This window comes from Pseudomonas japonica, from assembly GCF_900188455.1.
Classification (GTDB): domain Bacteria; phylum Pseudomonadota; class Gammaproteobacteria; order Pseudomonadales; family Pseudomonadaceae; genus Aquipseudomonas; species Aquipseudomonas japonica.
In genome coordinates, this window is sequence record NZ_FZOL01000027.1 from 1 (window position 1) to 19,913 (window position 19,913).

Here is a 19,913-nt window from a genome sequence, read left to right on the forward strand (position 1 = left end):
GCATTCGACCCTGGGCTATCTACCGCCCAACCGGTATGAGCGGCAGATAGCCTGAGCTCCCACATTGCGGTGTCCGGAAAAAGTTGACCAGCTCAGGGTTGTCAGCCTTTGTTTTTTCGGCGATGTATCGCGGGGAGGCTGTCAGGTTCGGCTCGGTACCGCGTCGTACCAACAAGGCGGACAACCATGGCCTGTCAGGCATAGGTACGTTGCAACAAATGTTGGAGCGGATTCATCCGCGATGCGCCGCGCGGGCGGCGCTCGATCTTCAGAGCGCTGCAAGCCTCAAGACAGGCACCTGGCGGCCTTGATGCGTTCCCCCCGACAAGCCTTCGAAGATATGCAGATCCCCATGCACATTGCGCCAGGCCAGACAGCGAACCACGTCCGCGCTCGAAACGTGGTTCGCCCACCGCAGGCGCGATTAGCTCTCCAGCACGCGCAAGCGCGACTTGCGCACCTGCTCGACAGGATCAGCGCTCGGCTGCAGGGTGAAGTCGAACACAATCTCGGCGAAACGCCCGGCTACGCCATGCTGCGCCGCACGGGCGGCATCGTCGCTGAAGGTGATGCTGGCGATCAGCTCGTCACGGGTGGCATAGGCGAAGTCGTCATGCAGGTAGGGATCGCCGTCGAGGTTGATCTGCGTGGTCAGATGACGGTGATCCGGCGCCGAAATGAAGAAGTGGATATGCGCCGGGCGCTGGCCGTGACGCCCCAGCTGGTCGAGCAGTTGCTGGGTCGGGCCATCGGGCGGGCAACCGTAGCCGGACGGCACGATGCTGCGCAGGCGGAAGTGCCCCTCGGCATCGGTGACGATGCGCCGCCGCAGGTTGAAGGGCGACTGGCTCGGGTCGAAGTAGGAGTAGGTGCCGGCGGTATTGGCATGCCAGACATCCACCAGCGCGCCGGCCAGCGGTTGGCCCTCCGCCCCGAGCACCTGCCCGCGCATGAACAGCGGCACGCCGGCGTCCTGCCCGTCATCCAGGCGGGCCTCCGAGCCATCCTCCACCAGCGGCGCGCCGGCCACATACAGCGGGCCCTCGATGGTCCGCGGGGTGCCACCGCTGAACCCGGCCTGGGCATCCTGGGCGTCGAGCAGCAGGTCCAGGTAATGCTCCAGGCCCAGGCCGGCCACCAGCAGGCCGGCTTCCTGGCGCGCGCCGAGGGTGTTGAAGTAGTTGACCGCCTTCCAGAACTCCTCGGGGCTGATGTGCTCGTCCTCGATGATGTGCACCGCCTCGCGCAGGATGCGGTGGACGATCGCCTTGAGCCGCGGGTTGCCCTCGGCCACCGTGAGACCACTGGCCTCCTCCAGCAGCTGCTTGACGTGGGGGGTATGGGAAATGTTCATGCTCATGATCAGGCCTCGTTGTTGTTGTTTGTGGGTGCTACGAAAAAAACGCTCAGAACGGCAGGGTCAGCTTCAGCCAGTAGGCATCGCCCTCGGCACGGTTGCGCACCGCGGTTTCACGCTGCCACTTGGCGGTCAGGAACCAGCCGTCGCGACTGGTGTATTTCAGCGAGGGGCCGATGGCGAAGACCCGGCCCTTGTTGTCGTCGATGCGCTCGCCATGCTGGCGGTCGTCGCTGGTCTGGTAGAGCGCATAGCCGCCAACCCCGACCACCCAGCCATTGCCCAGGCCCCAGCCGAGCGCGTAGTCGGCGTGCAGCTCCTGGCCCGAGCGATAGTCGGTGGCGCGGTTGCGCAGGTTGAAGTCGTACATGGCCTTGACGTCGATGTTCAGGCCGTCCGGGTCGACATACGACAGCGCGTACACCGGCTCGACCACCCAGTAGTTGCGCCCGATGTTGGCCAGGTCGCCACGCTCGTACTCGCCGCTGGGCGCGATGAAATCCAGGGCCAGGGTGCTGTGCAGCTTCTCGCTGTGATGGAAGCCCAGCGCCGGGCCGAAGATGATGTCGCCCAGCCCCTGCTTGCTCTGCGACTGGCCATTGACCTTCACGTCGAGGTCCACCAGCGGGACGATCGCGTGGAAGGCCAGGCTGGCGCCGAACAGTTGCTGCTCGGTGACCCAGATCAGCCGTGGCGTGAGCGCATTGGCGCGCACCCGGAAATCCACCGGCACCTTGCCGCCGCGGTTGTCGCGCAGGGTGTCGGCCTCGTAGTGGTTGACGAAGAACTGCGCGTACAGCCCCGGTGGCGGCATCGCCCCGGACATGTAGTTTTCCGCGCCCATGGGGTACGACGAGCCGCCCCCTTCCGAGGCCTGGGCCGCGCCGCCCAGCAATGCCAGCAGGCCGACGGCGACGATCACGGGGCGGCAGGCCCTTTCGCGTGTTGATTGCATGCACATTCACCTTTGTTGTTGTTCTTGGCGACCGCGCGCGGACCGCGGTCCGGCGGCCCGCGGCGCGGTGTGGCGTGAAGCGTCAGATACGTTTGAACAAGGCCGAGCGCGTGCCCTGGCCGGAGCCATCGGCGGCGCTGTAGAAGCGCTCCATGAAGATGTCGCGCTCGAACAGGCGTCCCTGCATCAGGCTGGTGACGGCCGCGTCGATCATCATCGGCGGGCCGCACAGGTAGGCCTTGTGGCTGCTGAAGCGGCCCTCGAAATGCGCCTTGGCCGCTTCGTGCACATAGCCGCGGAAGCCGCTCCAGGCGGGATCGTCCTGCACCTGGCTGAGCGCCGGGACATAGACGAAGTTGGCGTGTTCGCGGGCCAGGCGTTCGAACAGCTCGCGGTTGTACAACTCGGCCAGGTTGCGCGCCCCCTGGAACAGCACGATGCGCCGCGCGTCGCCGCCCTGCAGCAGGTCGAGAATCATCGACTGCGGACTCGACAGGCCCGAGCCACCGGCGATGAAGATCAGGTCGCCCGGCTGCGAGGTGCGCACGAAGAACTGCCCGTACGGCCCGGACAGCGCCAGCGGATCGCCGACCTGCAACCGCTCGTGGACGAAGCCCGTGACCGCACCGCCCTCGACGTAGCGAATGTGCAGTTCGACCTCGTCGGCCTGGCTCGGTGGATTGGCCAGGGAAAAGGCCCGCGTGCCCTCGATGCCCGGCAATTGCAGGTTGATGTACTGCCCGGCCTGGAAGGCCATCGGCCGGTCCAGCTTGAGGTGCACGCCCTTGATGGTCGGCGACAGGTCGACCAGCGCGGTGACCACCGCGGCGTAGTCCTCGACCGCGTGGCCGAGGAAATCCGGGTCGGCGTCGACATCGGCCTCGATGACCATGTCGCTGCGCGGAATCGCACAGCAGGCCAGGACCTTGCCTTCGTCACGCTCCATGTCCATCAGGGCGAACGACGACGCCTCGCCCAGGTCGGCCTCGCCTTCGAGGACCTGCACCTTGCAGGTCGCGCAGGTGCCGTGGCCGCAGGCAAACGGCAGCCAGACACCCTGGCGCAGGGCGGCCTGGAGGATGGTCTGGCCCTCCTCCACGGCGATCTGCTCGCCGGTGGGTTCGATGGTGACTTGGTAGCTCATGACAGCGCCCTCAATTGCAGGTACCGGCGATGCCGGTCAGGCCCGGGGTGTTCAGGTGCAACAGGCTCTTGTGGCCGATGCCGTTGCCGGCAAGGCTGGCGTTGGCGTCCGGGGTGAACGGCCGGCCGTCGAGGCGCCAGCTGGCCGCGGCAAAATCCACCGCGGGCGCATCGGGGTGCTGGGCGATCGATGGCTTGACCACCTGGGCGAGGAAGTCGCCGAACAGCATCGTCGGCGGCAACGGGAAGGTGAATGGCGCGCAGTACATCAGGTGCTTTTCCCAGCACAGGTACACCAGTTGCGCACCGTTGAACTTGTCCTGGCTGTCCAGGGGCGTGGCGGCATAGGCGCCGATAGCGGTCACGGGCATGATCTTGTGGTCCTTGTTCTTGTCGGGTGTCGGGAGCGGGCAGCCAGGCCCGCTCCGGCGGACGGCGGCGAGGCTCAGCCGGTCTTGCGCAGGTTCGTCTCGGTCGGGGCCGCGGCATCGGCGGGCTTGCCGGCCTGCCAGTCCTGCCAGCGGCGGTGCTCGGTGGAGCCGAGGTACTCGAAGTTGTCCTGGCCCGGCGCGATGTTGTAGTAGTCGCGCACGATGCTCTCGACATCGGCGCCGCCGCAGTTGCCCTGGAGGATCTGGTGCACCGGCAGCCAGGCCTGGATGTACTTGGTCGGCTCGTACTCGAAGATGTCGCAGCAGCCCTGGGAGCAGCAGTGGTAGCGCTCGCCTTCGTGCACCGCGCTGCGGTGGCTCAGCGTGGTGGGGTCGTCGGCCTCGGTGAACGCCAGCGGGATCTGGCACACCTGGCAGAGCATCGGCAGGGTCGCGTTGTAGAAGCGCTCGCCTTTTTCCTGCTGGGCCCGCCAGTGCTCGAAGCGTGGCCGGTAGATGCGCTCGAAGGTGTCGGGGTACTTCTCCGACAGCCAGTCCAGCTCCTGGTCGGACGGCATCCAGGTGTGGAAGTTGGTGGCCTGGGTGTACTGGTAGAAGATCGACCAGGCCTGGTGGCTGACGTGGTCCTTGCCGATGTTGGCTTCCTCGACGTGCTTCGGCGGGCGGATGCCATAGCGTTCGAGGTCCTTGAACAGGGCGCCGCCGGCGTCTTCGAAGTAGACCTTCCAGGCCTCGGCCCAGGACATGACTTTGTTCGGCAGCATGTAGTCCATCATCATGCCCACCAGGCTCAGCAGGCGGAAACCGCGCCAGAACCACTTGTCGATCCAGCGCTGGATGATCGGCACGTTGTCTTCGTGCTGTTCGAGGAGGAACTTGATCACCTCCAGGCCCAGGGTCATGTGCCGGGCCTCGTCGGATTGCGCCGAGAAGCCGAAGGTCACCGTGGCCATGTCGCCGTTGTAGGCGGCACCGGACATGAACGGCACGAACAGCAGGTTGGTCAGCACGTACTCGAAGGAGAACGAGATGGCCGTGAGGAATTCGAACGGCCCGGCGGTGCGCGCATCCTCGAAGAACGACTTGGGCACCGAGAGGAACCAGACCCGGTCGTGCATGTGGGCGAAATCATGCAGGCCGTTGAAGTGCTTGTTGTAGTGGCTCATCGCATGGATCTGCGTCTGCACGTGGCGCAGTTCGTCGATCGCCTGCATCTGGCAGGCCACCCGCGCCCCGGCCCCGCTGAACTGCCGGCCGACCCGGGCGAAGCCCTGGTAGGCCTGGTATTCCAGCGGCGTGACCCCGGACAGGAACAGCTTCAGGGCATTGACGTAGCGCGCATCGGAAAGGCCGGTATGGCCGTTGTTCTGCGAGAACGCATCGAAGATCGCGTAGAGCTTCTTCTCTTTCTCGGCCTGGTACTTCCAGTAGGTGTCCATGGTCAGGCGGAACGGGTCTTCCCACTTGTCCCAGTCGGTGATCTTGATGCCTTCGAAACGTTCGTGCGGGTAGATGTCCTCGTGACGCTGGTAGCTGGGCTCCCAGTCCAGGTCGCGGGTCATGCAGCGGTACTTGTCCTTGGCGTTGAGGCGTTTGTTCACGGCCATGAGCGGTCTCCAGGTGTTCTTGTTGTGTGGCTGAAGGTGGGGCGGGCGGTCAGCTGTTCCAGTGCAGGGCGAAGCTGTCGTCTTCCTCCTCGACGTTGCCGCCGAGGGTGATCACGTACATGAGCATTTCCTGGATGTCCCACGGCTGGCCGGTGATGCGCTCCACCGTCTCGCGGTTGATCACCAGGCGGTCGGCGGCCTCGATGCGGACCATCGACGGCTGCTGCTGCACCCGGGCATGGGGGTTGTCCTGCTCAATCGCCGCGACGATGGATTGCGCGTAGTCGTTGGCCTGCAGGTTCAGGTAGACGAGGGAGCTCATGCCGCACCTCCGGCCAGGCCGAGTTTGTTCAGGCGTGCGCCGAAGGCCGCATCCACCTCGGCCAGCGCGTCGCTGCCGGGGGCGATGGCCGCCAGAGGGGCCAGGGCCTCGACGGCGCGGGCGCGCCAGTGATCGACCCAGGCCTGCACCCGCGTGCGGTTCTCGGCGCTTTCGCCGACCACCGTCTTGACCAGCGCATCCACCCAACGCTGCGACTCGGCGAACCACAGGCGCATGAACTCGGTGAGCATGCCGACCTGCCCCGCACCGGAGGCCATCAACTGTTCGTCGAAACGCTGGAACATCAGCGGGTACAACAGGCCGTCGCTGACCAGGTTCTGCGCCACCGCCAGCTCGAACCAGTCACGGATTACCAGGCTGTCTTCGACATAGCGGCGCAGGCCTTGCCAGGCCGGTTCGTTCAGCCACTGCTGCTTGGCCTCGGCCAGCAGCTGCACGTCGCCGCCATCGAGCAGCATGCCGATACGCGTCAGGTACTGGGCGATGCCCAGGCGGTCCATGGCCTGGAACATGTGCATCTGGGTGACGCTGGTGCCGAAGCCGTCAGCGGCGATGTTGCTGTTGTTCATGTTCGCGCCCAGCTCGGCATGACGCAGGGGCAACAGCAGTCGGGTGATCAGCTCGCGGTGCTGCGGCGACAGGCTGGCGAGCATGTCGCGCTTCTCGCAGAAGGCGTAGTCGTGCTCGGCGTTCTCCTGCATCTTCGCGCGGGCCTGGACATAGGCGCCGTAGTAGTACTGGCGGGGGTCGCTGACGCTGTACCAGTCGGCCATCACCACCGCGGTGCGAGTGGCGTCGTTGAGCAGCTTGTCCGGTTGCCACAGCGGCCGGTAATGGAAGTTGGTGGCGGCCTCGATGTCGAAGCTGGCCTCCTGGTAGCGGCTGGCGACCTTGTCACCGAAGCGTCGACGGGTATGACTGAAGGTATTGCGCAGCGTCTCGACGGTGGCCGTCTTGATCTCGATACTCATGCAAGGCGTTCCTCTAGTTGTTGTTTTCGGGCAAGGCGGTCATTGCGCGCTGGCGCTTTCGCCATAACGCCAACGCTGCGCGTCGGCATCGAGGGCGGCGCACATCCGTTCATCCATGTGTTGAACTTTGTATTGTTCGCAAAACACCGCGAAGGCTGTTTGCGGCAGCACCAGTTCGACATACAGCTCGGGATAACCAATGGCGAAATCGAATTCGACGAATGCCGCCTTCGCGTCACTGCGAACACGTACATAGCGAGGCAGTTGATTGAAGACATCGTTGTTTGCAGACATGCCCGGAGCCTCTGTCACTGCTGTTGTTATTGTTGCCAGGGACTTGAGCAACAACGATGCCAATGCCGTTTCAGGCGCCAGAAATTTTTATAAAATCCTTTAAAAACAAACAGATATATAAAACCATGGGCTATTCATCCGGCATTTACCATGCCTGCTCGACAGCCGCCGACATGGGCGATTTGATTATTTGATCAATGCTTGGAAGGCAAGTTGATTAAATGAATAATCGAAGGCACTCCGAAAGTTAACGCCATGCCGATAGTTGGCCAATTCCTTGCGTCGTCCGATGAATATGCACATATCCAAAGTTCCACCCGTGCATTACCATTCGAGCAGCCGTGTGCCGCCTGGCCGGGTAACTCCCGACCCGCGCGTTTTCCCCCACCAACAAGAATTCAAGGGGTGCGTCTGCATGACAACGAAGTACCGAGCCGCCGAACATTCCGCCTGGCTCAAGGACCTGACCGAGCGCATCCACTTTCTCGGCAGCGAGGGCAAGATCTGGCTGGACGAGCAGCGCATGCTGCTGATGCAGGCCTCCGCCATGGGTTCGCTGCGCCGCGAGCTGATCGAGATGGTCGGCGAAGAACGGGCCAAGGGCTTCTTCCTGCGCCTGGGCTACCAGTCCGGCCTCAAGGACGCCGAGCTTGCGCGCAAGCTGCGCCCGCACAGCAGCGACCTGGAAATGTTCCTCATCGGGCCGCAACTGCACTCGCTCAAGGGCATGGTCAACGTGCGCCCGGTGACGATGGACATCGACATCGAGGCGGGCACCTTCTATGCCGATATCGAGTGGCTGGACTCGTTCGAAGTGGAAAACCACCAGACCGAACAGCTGCACAGCGACCAGGCGATCTGCTGGACGCTGCTGGGCTACGCGATCAGCTACTCGTCGTTCTTCATGGGCCGGCAGATCCTCTACAAGGAGGTCAGTTGCCGCGGCTGTGGCGACAGGATCTGCCGGATCATCGGCAAGCCCGCGGAGGACTGGGAGGATGCCGATGAATTCATGCGCTATTTCCAGAGCACGTCGATCATCGATGAACTGCACACCCTGCAACTGCAGGTGGAGCACATGAATCAACGCCTGCAGTTGCGTGCCGGGCAGTTCTACGGCATCGGCCAGTCGGCGACCTACCGCAAGACCTGCGAGATGATCGACAAGGTCGCCGCGGGCAAGGCCTCGGTGCTGTTGCTGGGCGAAACCGGGGTGGGCAAGGAGGTCATCGCCCGCAGCCTGCACCTGCGCAGCGAACGCGCGGGCGGTCCCTTCGTCGCCCTGAACTGCGCGGCCATCTCCCCGGAACTGATCGAAGCCGAACTGTTCGGCGTGGAGAAAGGCGCCTACACCGGTGCCCAGCAATCGCGCATGGGGCGTTTCGAACGGGCCCACGGTGGCACCCTGTTCCTCGACGAGATCATCGAACTCACCCCGCGGGCCCAGGCCAGCCTGTTGCGCGTCTTGCAGGAAGGCGAGCTGGAGCGGGTCGGCGACAGCCAGACCCGCACGGTCAACGTCCGGGTCATCGGCGCGACCCACGAAGACCTGGCCCAGGCGGTCAAGCAAGGGCGCTTCCGCGCCGACCTGTACTACCGCCTGAACGTCTATCCGGTGCATATCCCGGCGCTGCGCGATCGTCGCGAAGACATACCGCTGCTGATCGAGCACTTCCTCGACAAGCTCCACGGCGAGTACCAGAAAAAGACCCTCGGCCTCTCCGACCGGGCCCTGGAGGCCTGCCTGCGTTATGACTGGCCGGGCAACATCCGCGAGCTGGAGAACCTGATCGAGCGCGGAGTGATCATCACCGACGGCAACCAGAGCATTTCCGTGGAGGCGTTGTTCCCGCACCAGACCGAGGAACGCCAGAGTATCGGCCTGACCCTCGAAGGCGCGTTGGTCAGCCAGGAGTTGCGGCCTTCGGATGATTGGGTCGAGCGGCTATTGGACCAGGGCACCAGCCTGGACAGCATCGAGGAGCAACTGCTGCGCGGGGCGATGGAACGCGCCGGACAGAACGTCTCGGAGGCCGCGCGCCTGCTCGGCATGACCCGGCCTGCCCTCGCCTACCGGTTGAGAAAGTTGCCTGGCGAGATGCCGTGATTGGGGGGGGCTGCTGGGTTCCTGTCTTGAGTCTTGCAGCGCTCTGGAGATCGAGCGCCGCCCGCGCGGCGCATCGCGAGCACGCTCGCTCCTACATTTGTTGCAACGTACCTATGTCTGTCAGGCCATGGTTGACCGCCTTGTTTGCACGACGCGGTACCGCGTCGACCCCAAGGGCTTCCCCGCGATAGATCGCCAAGCGACAAAGGCTGGCGACGCCTATCCAACAGGCCATGGCACGTTGCAACAAATGTAGGAGCGAGCGTGCTCGCGATGCGCCGCGCGGGCGGCGCTCGATCTTCTGAGCGCTGCAAGATTCAAGACAGGCACCTGGCGGACTTGATGCGGTCTCCCGCCAAGCCCTCAGAGTCGTGTAGATACCCACGCAGTGCAGGCCAAAACGAAAAAACCCGAGCCCTCCCCGCACGGAAAGACCCGGGCAAAACCCTGCTCAGCCGCAGCGGCTGGCCACAAGCATCGGCGTACGTCGCTCAGCGATCATCCGCATGAATGGACGACGGGTGACGGCACAGCCCGTCGACCTCGATATCCATGTAGGGAAACAGCGGCAACTGCATCAAGGTATCGTGCAGCGCCTCGACACTGGGCAGGTCGAACACGCTGTAGTTGGCGTAGTGCCCGGCGATGCGCCACAGGTGGCGCCAGCTGCCCTCGCGCTGCAGGCGCTGGGCCAGTTCCTTCTCGTCGGCCTTGAGTTGCGCGGCCTTGGCCGGGTCCATGTCGACCGGCAGTTTCACGGTCATCTTCACGTGGAACAGCATGTGCTCTCTCCTCTGTTCAGCGGCGGGCGAAGCGCGCCAGCTGCGCCTCGTCCAAGGTCAGGCCCAGGCCCGGGGTGGCCGGGACGTGCAGGTGGAAGTCGCGGTACAGCGGTGCCTCGCGGACGATCTCCTCGGTCAGCAGCAGCGGCCCGAACAGTTCGGTGCCCCAGGTCAGCTGGCGCAGGGTGAGGAAGGCATGGGCCGAGGCCAGGGTGCCGACCGAGCCTTCGAGCATGGTCCCACCGTACAGGGCAATGCCCGCCGCCTCGGCGATCTGCGCGGTGCGCAGCACAGCACGCGGGCCACCGTTCTTGGCGATTTTCAGGGCGAAGATGCTCGCCGCACCCTCGGCGGCGAGGCTGAAGGCGTCCTCGACGCTTTCGATGGATTCGTCGGCCATGATCGGCGCCGGACTGCGCTGGTTGAGGCGGACCTGGCCACCGCGGTTGATCCGCGAGATCGGCTGTTCGATCAGGTCGATGCCATTGTCACCGAGCACCTGGCAGGCGCGGATGGCCTGGGACTCGTCCCAGTACTGGTTGACGTCGACGCGCACGCTGGCCAGGTCACCCAGCTCGCGCTTGATCGCCAGCACATGCGTGAGGTCCTGCTCCAGCGGGTTGGCGCCGATCTTCAGCTTGAACACGCGGTGGCGGCGGATCTCCAGCATGTGCTGGGCTTCGGCGATATCCCGCGCGGTGTCGCCGCTGGCCAGGGTCCAGGCCACTTCCAGGCTGTCGCGCACGCGGCCGCCCAGCAGCTCGCTGACCGGCAGGCCGAGGCGCTTGCCCTGGGCATCCAGCAGCGCGCTTTCGATGCCGGACTTGGCGAAGGTGTTGCCCTTGGCCAGCTTGTCGAGCTTGAGCATGGCGGCGTTGATGTTGCCCGCCGGCAGGCCGATCAGGGCCGGGGCCAGGTGCGCGTCGATATTGGCCTTGATCCCTTCCGGGCTCTCGTAGCCGTAGGCCAGGCCGCCGATGGTGGTGGCCTCGCCGATGCCTTCGACGCCGTCGCTGCAACGCAGGCGAATGATCACCAGGGTCTGCTGCTGCATCGTGTGCATGGCCAGCTTGTGCGGACGGATGGTCGGCAGGTCGACGATGATCGCCTCAAGACTTTCGATAAGCGTTTGCTTCATGGTTCGGATCAACCTATGCGATGGGACTTCGCCAGCGCGCCACGGGCCGGCACGTTGCCTGTCGCACTGTGCGCCAGCGCTGGGGTCGCGTCCAATATCGAATGGGTCTGCAACGATACCCTTGAGGTATTTTCGTCAACATCAATCAGCTGTAACCTCTGCAAAGCCCAATATCAGATGCAGGAGGTATCGTGGAGCTCAGGCATATCAAGTATTTCCAGGCGGTCGCCCAGACCCTGAATTTCACCCAGGCGGCGCAACGCCTGAACATCGCCCAGCCGCCGTTGAGCCGGCAGATCCAGCAACTGGAGGACGAACTGGGCACGCAACTGCTGGAACGCAGCAGGCCGCTGCAACTGACCGAGGCCGGCCGCTTCTTCCAGGAGCAGAGTCGCGCCCTGCTGCAGCAGTTCGAAAGCCTCTGCGAGAACACCCGGCGCATCGGCGCGGGGCAACGTCGCTGGCTGGGTATCGGCTTCGCCCCGTCGACCCTGTATGCGCTGCTGCCCGAGCTGATCCGCGAACTGCGCGAAGACCCGGAGCTCGAACTGGGCCTGCATGAAATGACCACCCTGCAGCAGGTCGAGGCGCTGAAGGCTGGTCGCATCGACATCGGCTTCGGCCGCATTCATGTGGCGGACGACGCGATCCACCAGCAGGTGCTGCGCGAAGACCCGCTGGTCGCGGTCCTCCCGGTCAGCCAGGCGCCGGCGGATAGCACGGTGAGCCTGGCATCCCTGGCGCACCGGCCGTTCGTGCTGTACCCGGCGCAACCCCGCCCCAGCTATGCCGACCATGTGCTGTCGCTGTTCGCCCGGCAGGGGCTGAGCCTGCACGTCGCGCAGTGGGCGAACGAACTGCAGACCGCCATCGGCCTGGTGGCTGCCGGTGTCGGCATCACCCTCGTCCCGGCGTCGGTGCAACAACAGCACCGCGCCGATATCGTCTATGCGGCGATCAGCGACCCCGAGGCCGTTTCGCCGATCATTCTCAGTCGCCGCAACGGTGATATCAGCGACATCGTCCAGCGCTGCCTGCACATCATCGAGCGGATCAATCGGCGACCCTGATGCGCTGCGCAGCATTTGCCTTACGCTTTTGTACCTTTTAGTTAATGCGCCCGATGGTGACTCCTTGTATCCTTGCATCGCGTCGAAATAGCCAAGTGCCATTACCCTCGCCTACCGCTCGTCAATCCAGGAATCGGCTTTCCCCCAGGTATCAACGTGAAGCGTGACATCCACCTCGTCGTTCTCTTGCTGTCAGTCATCGGTTGCTCGCTCGCTTCATTGACGCTCTGGAAAGTGATGGCCTCGCGAGAGCGGGCGCTGGAAGAAATCGACACCCACAGCCTGAACCTCACCCAGGCGCTCTCCACTTATTCCGAAGGCATCGTGCGCCAGAGCGCATTGATTCTCCTCGGCCTGGTCGAACGCCTGGAAACCGAAGGCAGCGGGCCGCGGCAGATCGAACGCCTGAGCCAGCTGGTCAGCCGGCAACAGCCGCTGATGCCGCAGTTGAGCGGCATCACCGTGTACGCCAGGGACGGGCGCTGGCTGATGTCGTCCAACCGCCCCATCCCGGCCGGCGCCAACAGCAGCGACCGGGCCTACTTCATTCACCACCGTGACGACCCGTCCCGCGAGCCCTTCATCGGTCTGCCCATCCGCAGCCGCGCCACCCAGGAGTGGGTGATCACCATCAGCCGCCGCTTCAACGATGCGCAAGGCGACTTCGCCGGGGTGGTGGCGGTGACGCTCGGCGTGGAGAACTTCCTGCGCCTGTTCGGCCAGATCGATGTGGGCCAGGAGGGTGCGATCGGGCTGACCTACACCGACGGCTCGCTGCTGGTGCGCTACCCGTTTCGCGAACAGGACATGGGGCGCAATTTCTCCAAGTCGCCGATCTATGCCAAGTACCTGGTCGACAACACGGTGGGCACCGCGTCCTTCACCTCCAGCCTGGATGGCGTCGAGCGCCTGTATGCGTTTCGCAAGAGCGACAAGCTGCCACTGGTGACGACGGTGGCGCTGGGCAAGCGCGAGGCGCTGGCGGCCTGGCAGCTCGAAGCCCTTTTTTCGCTGCTGGTGGTGTCCGGGCTGCTGGGCCTGACCGGCATCATTGGCTGGCTGCTGATACGCACCATGCGCCGCCGAAACCTGGCGGAAGGCGAGCTGAGGCTGGCCCAGCGGCAATTGCTCGACAGCAACCGCCAGCTCGAACACCTGGCGCGGCACGATGCGCTGACCGGGCTGGCCAACCGCCGCTGCTTCGACGAAGCCCTGGCCCAGGAAAGCGCCAGGTCCCGTCGAAGCGCGACGTCACTGGCCTTGCTGATGATCGATATCGATCATTTCAAGCGCTACAACGACACCCATGGCCACCCTGCCGGGGATGCCTGCCTGCAGCAGGTCGCCCGGTTGTTCTCGGCCTGCGTGCGGCGCCCTTGCGACGTGCTGGCCCGTTACGGCGGCGAGGAACTGGCGGCGATCCTGCCCGACACCGACAGCGTCGGTGCCGCCAGCATCGCCCGGGCGATGCTCGAACGCCTGGACCAGAACCCCATCGCCCATCACGACAGCCCGTTCGCCCGGGTGACCGTCAGCATCGGCATCGCCTGCATGACCGGCAGCGAACCGGACGTCACCCCGTCGCTGCTCGAACGCGCCGACCAGGCGCTCTGCGTGGCCAAGGAAAGTGGTCGCAACCGCGTGCATATCGGCTGAAGCGACGCGGCGGGGTTCGTCCTGGGCCAACGACGCATCGATTGAGCACAGCGGGGCAACGAGGCGCATCCGCGTGACGGCTCAGGCATCGCGCAGATGTATGTCCAGCCCCTGCACTCCCGGCGCCAGTTCGGGGCGCAGGGTCAGTTCCGGAATCAGGTAGTCCCCGTCGTTCTGCCGCCGCCAGGCAATCGGCGCGTCGCTCCACAATCCGTCCAGGCGCTGCTCCAGCGCCGTGCAGGCCTGCGCGAACGCCTCGGCGTCGATCCGGCTGGTGCGATGCAGGACAAACGGCGGCAGCACCTCGAAGCCCGGATAGAAAAGGATGCCGTGCTGGATCGGAAACAGGATCGCGTCCAGCGATCCATTGACGCCCCGCGGCGCGTAGTGCGAGGCCCAGCCACCGGTGCTGACCATCAGCATGGCGCGCTTGCCGCTCATGTTGCCCTCGCCGTAGCGGTCGCCCCAGTGGCGATCGGAGTGCTCGCCCACGCCGTAGGCGAAGCCACAGGCGTAGACCCGATCGACCCAGCCCTTGAGGATCGCCGGCAAGCCGAACCACCACAACGGGAACTGCAGGATCACCGCGTCGGCCCAGCGCAGCTTGTCCTGTTCCAGGGCGATGTCGGGGCTCTGGGTACCGTCGGCATAGGCCTGGCGCGAATCCTCCGCAACCCGGAAGCGCACCCCCGGCTGGCTCGCGCGGTTGTCGCCGACGTCGATCAGCGGGTTGAAGCCCATCGCGTAGAGATCGGACACCTGCACCGCATGCCCCTGGCGTTGCAGGTGGGCCAGCGCATGGTCCTTGAGCGCGCCGTTGAGGGAGCGGGGTTCGGGGTGGGCGTAGACGATCAGCACATTCATGGTGGTACTCCGCAAGAGATAGGCAGCGCATGATGGGCAGTCGCACGATATAGTTGAAATGAATATCCAATATGCCAGGTATTGCCGTGCATGATTCCCTGCGACGCCTCGACCTCAACCTGCTGGTCACCCTCGATGCCCTGCTCGCCGAACTCAATGTGACCCGCGCGGCGCAGCGCCTGCACCTGGCGCAGCCGACGGTCAGCGTGCAACTGGCGCGCCTGCGCGACCTGCTCGACGATCCCCTGCTGCTCCCCGGTCCGCGGGGCATGCGTCCCACGGCGCGGGCCGAGACATTGCGCGCGCCGCTGCGTCAGGCGCTGGAGGCTCTGCATCAGGCGATCGCACCGGCGCAGGGCTTCGACCCGGGCGCCGCCACGCAGACCTGGCGCCTGGCCGCCACCGACTACGGCGCGTCGACCATCCTCCTGCCGGCGCTGGCCAGGATCCGCGCCGCCGCCCCGGCCAGCCGGCTTGCCGTGCTCGACCTGCAGCCCGCGGCCATGGTCCGCCAGGCCGAACTGGGCGAGATCGACATGGCTTTCCATATCGCCGAGCGCGCACCGCCGCAACTGCGCCAGCGCTCGCTGTTCGTCGAGCATTACGTGCTGGTGGGCCGGGTCGACCATCCGGGGCTGCGGCGCAAGCCGACGTTGAAGCAGTTCTGTGCCCTTGAGCAGGTGATCGTCTCGCCCGATGGCGGCGGCTTTCACGGCCCGACCGATACCGCCCTCGCCGAACGCGGCCTGAGCCGTCAGGTGGTGCTGTCGGTGCCGCATTTCATGTTGCTGGCGGCGGTACTGGCCAGCTCGGACCTGGTGGCCATGGTGCCGCAGCGCCTGGTGCTCGACGACCCCCGGCTCAAGGTGGTGGAGGCCCCGCTGGCGGTGCGCGGGTTCGAGATGATGATGCTGTGGCCGGAGCGGGTGCACCGCGACCCGGGGCACCAGTGGTTGCGTGGGGTGATCGCCGGGTGCGTGGGTGATGGGCCCGTTGGTGGCTGAGGCAGATACCTTGCTCGGCGGGCCTGCCTATGGCTCGGCAGTTTGATCAGGCAACGACAGTGAAAGTCTCCCATCGTCGCGGATTTTCTTCACCTGCACCCGCAGGACCTGGTCCTGGACGTAACGAGCGGAAAGATCGCTATCGCCAGGTAGCTGACTGCGATGAAGCAGTCCCATGTGCGAGCCGATCGTCAGAAATACGCCGTAGTGCCGTATCCCTGCTACATGCCCGTCGTAGACGCCACCAATCACCAGGTCCTCCGGGACGCCATCGTTTTCCATGCCTGCGTAACGCAACGCCGGACCTTTTTCCGTCAGTTCCAGGACTTCCACGCTGATCGTACTGCCCACCGGATACTTCACTGCGAGGCTCGCCCAATCACCGCTGTTGATTCGATGCAGCAGCCCTGCCTGTCCCTCGACGCTTACGCGTAAACCGAAATCCAGCCGCTCAAGTACACGCCCTTCATGTATTCCACCGACCCTCAGCAACACGGGTCTGTCCACACTGACCTGGACTACTTCACGGTCCACGTTGAGTCTCTGCACAAAGAAAGAAAGCGTCACACCTTTGGTCCCACGAACGCCACCGTTCTCGTGAGCCCAGATAGCCATTAACCCGATCTCCAGCTCCACCCAGCAAAACTTCTGTCTGGCCACCATCACCCGACCCTTGACGGGCAGGACTTCATCCAGATATCGACGCGCCGTATTCCAGACGGGTGAGTCTCTACGTTCATGCACCGCCCGCCACCAGTTCCGCACGGGCTCGGGAAGCTCGGTATCGAGCTTCAAATCACCGATCAGCGCTTGCGTCCTGCACCAATGCTTGTTGTTTGGAATGGCTTGGATTCGTTGCTCCAGCGCCTGAGCGAAATCCGCCGAGGCTGCATGATATGGCGCCGCAACGATGAACTTGGCAGCCAGCAACGGCCACTCGGGTTTGCTCTCGGTGAGTTTCAGCCAACAGGCGGCTCGCTCGAACAGATCAGCGTCCTGGAGCCGTCGGTCAAGCAGCGCCTCACAGACGAAGCTCCATTCTTCGGCAGTGTCGCGGCCCACCAGCCATGCCACGCCTGAACGCAGTAGTTCAGCGAGTGGCACCAGATCCGGCCGTGCATCGGCATGCTTGAGCAAGTCCTGCCAAATGTGCGACCAGTCGGCGCGATCCTCGCGTCCTGCCAGCCAGGCGACACCTTGCGACAAATGTTCAGCCAGCGGCACGAGGTCAGGCATCGTCTCGGCATGCTTCAGCAGTTCCTGCCACACATACGCCCACTCCGCCCGATCCTCGCGCCCAACCAGCCACACAACGCCTCGATCGAGCAGTTCAGTGCGCGGTACGACCTCAGGCTGCACATCGGCGAGCCTCACCAACTCCTGCCAGATGTACGCCCACTCGTCCCGATCCTCGTTATGCGCCAACCAAGCAAAGCCTCGACGCAGCAGTTCGGCGAGTGGCACAGCGTCAGGCAGCGCTTCGGAATGCTTCAACAAGTCATACCAAACGTACACCCACTCGATCCGTTCTTCGCGACCTCTCAGCCATGACACGCCTCGACTCAGCAATTCAGAGACAGGCAACTCATCAGGCAGCGCATCGGTGTGCATCAGAAAGGACCGCCAGACATAGGTCCACTCGACCCGATCCTCCCTTCCGACCAGCCACTCGGCACCTCGAAGCAAAAGCTCAGCAACCGGCACAGCATCAGGGAGCGCAGCGGGACGCATCAGCAAGGTGCGCCAGACAAAAGACCACTCGACACGTTCCTGATACTTGGCCAACCATGACCAACCCAAGGTCGCCAGATAGTTCACCTGTGGACTGCCAGGCTCAGCCAAAGCGTAAAGATCCTGAAAGACATATGCCCAAACGGGGTCGTCCTGCTCGGCACGCAGACGGCGCATTCCAAGAATCAAGACGGGATCGCCCTGCCAGTCTGGCGCGGCCCCATCACGCAGCAACTTTTTCCAGACGATATGCCAGTCATGCCGGCGCAAGCGATGCTGCAACCAGCCAAGCCCCATATTCCGCCAGGTGTCCTCCTGAGCGGTGCTGCATTGCAAGCAGTCTTCCCAGACGAAGGACCATGTGGGGTGTGTGATCCGCGACGACTCTCCAAGGTGTTCAAAAGCCCATGCGAAAACTTCGTCATTACCTGGATAACAATTGATCAGCCGTCTCCACGCCTCAGGCCAGACCTTATAGGCCTGCCCCAGTTGCGCCAGCGCCCTCTCCAGCAGATCCGCCCCCAGAACACTGGCAATGCAAGGTGCGGTAGTCGCCCAGCAGGCCCAACTGACAGAGGCATCGGCCTGCCCATCCTCACTCAGCACCAGCTGATTGCCACACCAGGCCCTGGCACACTCACGGGCCAGTTGGTCACGCTCCACGATGCTCAGGCGCTCGCTGATCACCCCTGCTTCATTTACCGAAAACAGGCGCAGCAACTGGGACACCAACCCCGCATCCCGGGCGGCGAGCGCACGCCGGAAGGCGGCCACCAGATCGTTGGTGTACGCCAATCTGTTCGCGGGCTTGCGCAAGGCCTGGTAGAGGGCATCCGCCAGGTGCGGATGGGTCAGGCGCACGGTCTGCCCTTCGCTGCCCATTTCAAACAGGCTGAAATCTCCCTCACCGTTGAGCGTGGCCAGTTTCTCGCGGTCGCTTTCACTCAGCCAGTCGTACGGCGTACTCAGGTAGAGCCGGTTCAGCGCAAGCGGCAACCGCAACGCCTCATCGAGTCCATTGAGCTGTACCCGCTCGCCAAAACGCAGGGCGAAGACGTTCAGGTCACCGTGCGCCAGCTCGACCGCCACCGAGATGAACAGACCGCCATCGTCTTGTGACGCCTGGGACACCGCGGGGCCGCGCTGCGACGCCCGACCGGTGCGCTCGCGATACCAGGCCTCGACCTCGGCGGCCTCGTCGGCGGCGATGGTCTGGATCGTCAGGGGATAGAGATCGAAACCGCGGTAAGCGGAATCTTCCTTGAAAGCATCGGCGAACTCGGTCGGGCCGCAGGTCAGGATCATCGGCCAGGTCTGATGCCCACGCTCGTCGATGAACTCGCCCAGACGGCCGAGATCGAGCCGGGTGCGGGCGCTGCGATCGTAAAGATCATCGATGGCGATGAAATCCGGCCGCCATTGCGCCGGCGCATCGGCGACGGCCCGCAGGGCCGGTTCCAGCAGTTCGGCCTGGCCCTTGAGCCAGAGCACTTTCCAGCCTTCGCCGACAAGGCGCTCGACGGTCTGCAGCAGCAACACACTCTTGCCAACGCCAGAGCGCCCGCTCAGCCAGAAGACCCGCGCCTCGCTTCGGAGATCTCGCAAGCTCAGATCCTGACGTTCGAGCAACGTCGCATACAGGGCGTTCAGGCGATGGGAGCGCGGCATGTACTGCTGGTCGCGCAATCGCGCCAGGGTGATCTCACGGCCGATTTCCAGGGACCGGCTGGGAACGGCATTGCGCTGAAAGTCCGCCGCCGTCAGCAGTTGCCCAGGCAGTTCATGTCCTCGCCGGTCAGCGGCGAAGCGCTCGCAGATGTCGTCGCGGATGCGCTGGGCATCCACGGCCGATGGGGCACGACTCAATGCCCGCTCCAGAGCGAAGCGCAGGAAGCCGTAGGGGTCTTTCAGGTGCGTCCAGACGGCGACCACCGCCCGCCACCACGGATCCGCTTCGATAACGGGTGGCAGGAGCCGTCCCTGGCGCAGAAGCGCGTCGATCGTGGGCCGTGCGGGGTGTGCCGCCGGTACGTCAGTCCATTGCAGGCTGGCGTCGCCTTGAGAGGCGACCAGCTTGAACGTCACCTGCGCACTCATCTGTGGATAGTGCGTGGTCAGGAAACGCTGGATGGTCTCGACTTCGGCAGCGGCATCGGCGAAGGCCTTGCGCGTCAGGGTGCGCTTGACCTGGATGCACACCAGCGTCTGGTTCGCGGCCTGAATGGCGACATCGGAAAGGGCTTCGAGGAAGAGCCGGCCGACCTCGTCGAGCACGGCCCCTCCGGCGGCAAGCGACTCCACGAGTTCGGCCAGATAGAAGCGCAACTGGTAGTCGAAGCCAGCCAACGCATGAATACCGCCAAGTGCCCTGTGTGGTTCCGCTCGCTCATACGCCGAGAGGATGGATGTCATATCTGCCATAGAAACATCGAAGACCTGGTAAGACACGAACAACCCTTCGCCACTGGCCGGTCGTCATTCGGTGTGCGCTTTGAGTCC

Annotated in this window: 16 protein-coding genes; 4 read left to right on the top strand and 12 right to left on the bottom strand. The window is 64.4% G+C overall.

The genetic code is table 11. From position 1 onward, the window contains the following. Nucleotides 1-424: 424 nt before the first annotated feature. From catA to CHB99_RS25315, 8 genes are all read right to left on the bottom strand, one after another. On the bottom strand, nt 425-1,360 hold the full coding sequence (gene catA / locus CHB99_RS25280) for a catechol 1,2-dioxygenase (protein ID WP_042130584.1): 936 nt from the start codon (nt 1,358-1,360) through the stop codon (nt 425-427). A gap of 46 nt (nt 1,361-1,406) precedes the next feature. Next, entirely contained in the window at nt 1,407-2,312 is a 906-nt protein-coding gene (locus CHB99_RS25285) for a SphA family protein (RefSeq protein WP_042130582.1), read from the bottom strand. 82 nt (nt 2,313-2,394) lie between these two features. Then, entirely contained in the window at nt 2,395-3,456 is a 1,062-nt protein-coding gene (locus tag CHB99_RS25290; RefSeq protein WP_042130580.1) for an NADH:ubiquinone reductase (Na(+)-transporting) subunit F, read from the bottom strand. Between the two features lie 10 nt (nt 3,457-3,466). Next, nucleotides 3,467-3,826 (bottom strand): phenol hydroxylase subunit P4, encoded by a 360-nt coding sequence (locus CHB99_RS25295; RefSeq protein ID WP_042130578.1) that lies wholly within the window; start codon nt 3,824-3,826, stop codon nt 3,467-3,469. A gap of 74 nt (nt 3,827-3,900) precedes the next feature. Continuing rightward, nucleotides 3,901-5,454 (bottom strand): aromatic/alkene/methane monooxygenase hydroxylase/oxygenase subunit alpha, encoded by a 1,554-nt coding sequence (locus CHB99_RS25300; RefSeq protein WP_042130576.1) that lies wholly within the window; start codon nt 5,452-5,454, stop codon nt 3,901-3,903. Nucleotides 5,455-5,503: 49 nt separating this feature from the next. Next, on the bottom strand, nt 5,504-5,776 hold the full coding sequence (locus CHB99_RS25305) for an MmoB/DmpM family protein (protein WP_042130574.1): 273 nt from the start codon (nt 5,774-5,776) through the stop codon (nt 5,504-5,506). Further along, nucleotides 5,773-6,768: an aromatic/alkene monooxygenase hydroxylase subunit beta gene (locus CHB99_RS25310; RefSeq protein ID WP_042130572.1), complete on the bottom strand. Its 996-nt coding sequence runs from the start codon at nt 6,766-6,768 to the stop codon at nt 5,773-5,775. Before CHB99_RS25310 ends, CHB99_RS25305 begins: the two co-directional genes overlap by 4 nt. Before the next feature lie 39 nt (nt 6,769-6,807). After that, nucleotides 6,808-7,062: a phenol hydroxylase subunit gene (locus CHB99_RS25315; RefSeq protein ID WP_042130569.1), complete on the bottom strand. Its 255-nt coding sequence runs from the start codon at nt 7,060-7,062 to the stop codon at nt 6,808-6,810. 415 nt (nt 7,063-7,477) lie between these two features. Here CHB99_RS25315 and CHB99_RS25320 point away from each other — a divergent pair, with 415 nt between their 5' ends. Then, on the top strand, nt 7,478-9,169 hold the full coding sequence (locus CHB99_RS25320; RefSeq protein WP_042130567.1) for a sigma-54-dependent Fis family transcriptional regulator: 1,692 nt from the start codon (nt 7,478-7,480) through the stop codon (nt 9,167-9,169). 491 nt (nt 9,170-9,660) lie between these two features. On the opposite strand, the gene catC is transcribed toward CHB99_RS25320, so the two are convergent. Both catC and CHB99_RS25330 read right to left on the bottom strand, forming a co-directional pair. Continuing rightward, nucleotides 9,661-9,951: a muconolactone Delta-isomerase gene (catC, locus tag CHB99_RS25325; RefSeq protein WP_042127247.1), complete on the bottom strand. Its 291-nt coding sequence runs from the start codon at nt 9,949-9,951 to the stop codon at nt 9,661-9,663. A gap of 16 nt (nt 9,952-9,967) precedes the next feature. Next, complete coding sequence (locus tag CHB99_RS25330; protein ID WP_042127245.1) at nt 9,968-11,089, bottom strand: muconate cycloisomerase family protein; 1,122 nt, start codon at nt 11,087-11,089, stop codon at nt 9,968-9,970. A gap of 191 nt (nt 11,090-11,280) precedes the next feature. Between CHB99_RS25330 and CHB99_RS25335 the strand changes: the two genes are divergently transcribed. Continuing rightward, the gene (locus CHB99_RS25335) at nt 11,281-12,159 is read left to right on the top strand and encodes a LysR family transcriptional regulator (RefSeq protein ID WP_042127243.1); all 879 of its coding nucleotides are present in this window, start codon (nt 11,281-11,283) and stop codon (nt 12,157-12,159) included. Nucleotides 12,160-12,315: 156 nt separating this feature from the next. After that, nucleotides 12,316-13,815, top strand: coding sequence for a sensor domain-containing diguanylate cyclase (locus CHB99_RS25340; RefSeq protein ID WP_084702839.1), 1,500 nt, complete (start codon nt 12,316-12,318; stop codon nt 13,813-13,815). Between the two features lie 81 nt (nt 13,816-13,896). Here CHB99_RS25340 and CHB99_RS25345 read toward each other — a convergent pair whose 3' ends face one another. Next, a complete protein-coding gene (locus tag CHB99_RS25345; RefSeq protein WP_042127241.1) occupies nt 13,897-14,679 on the bottom strand; it encodes an NAD(P)H-dependent oxidoreductase in 783 nt (260 codons plus the stop codon). A 71-nt stretch (nt 14,680-14,750) separates the two neighbouring features. On the opposite strand from CHB99_RS25345, the gene CHB99_RS25350 reads away from it, so the two are divergent. Continuing rightward, on the top strand, nt 14,751-15,683 hold the full coding sequence (locus CHB99_RS25350) for a LysR family transcriptional regulator (RefSeq protein WP_212555925.1): 933 nt from the start codon (nt 14,751-14,753) through the stop codon (nt 15,681-15,683). A 27-nt stretch (nt 15,684-15,710) separates the two neighbouring features. Here CHB99_RS25350 and CHB99_RS25355 read toward each other — a convergent pair whose 3' ends face one another. Continuing rightward, entirely contained in the window at nt 15,711-19,862 is a 4,152-nt protein-coding gene (locus CHB99_RS25355; protein ID WP_212555926.1) for a P-loop NTPase, read from the bottom strand. Nucleotides 19,863-19,913: the final 51 nt, after the last annotated feature.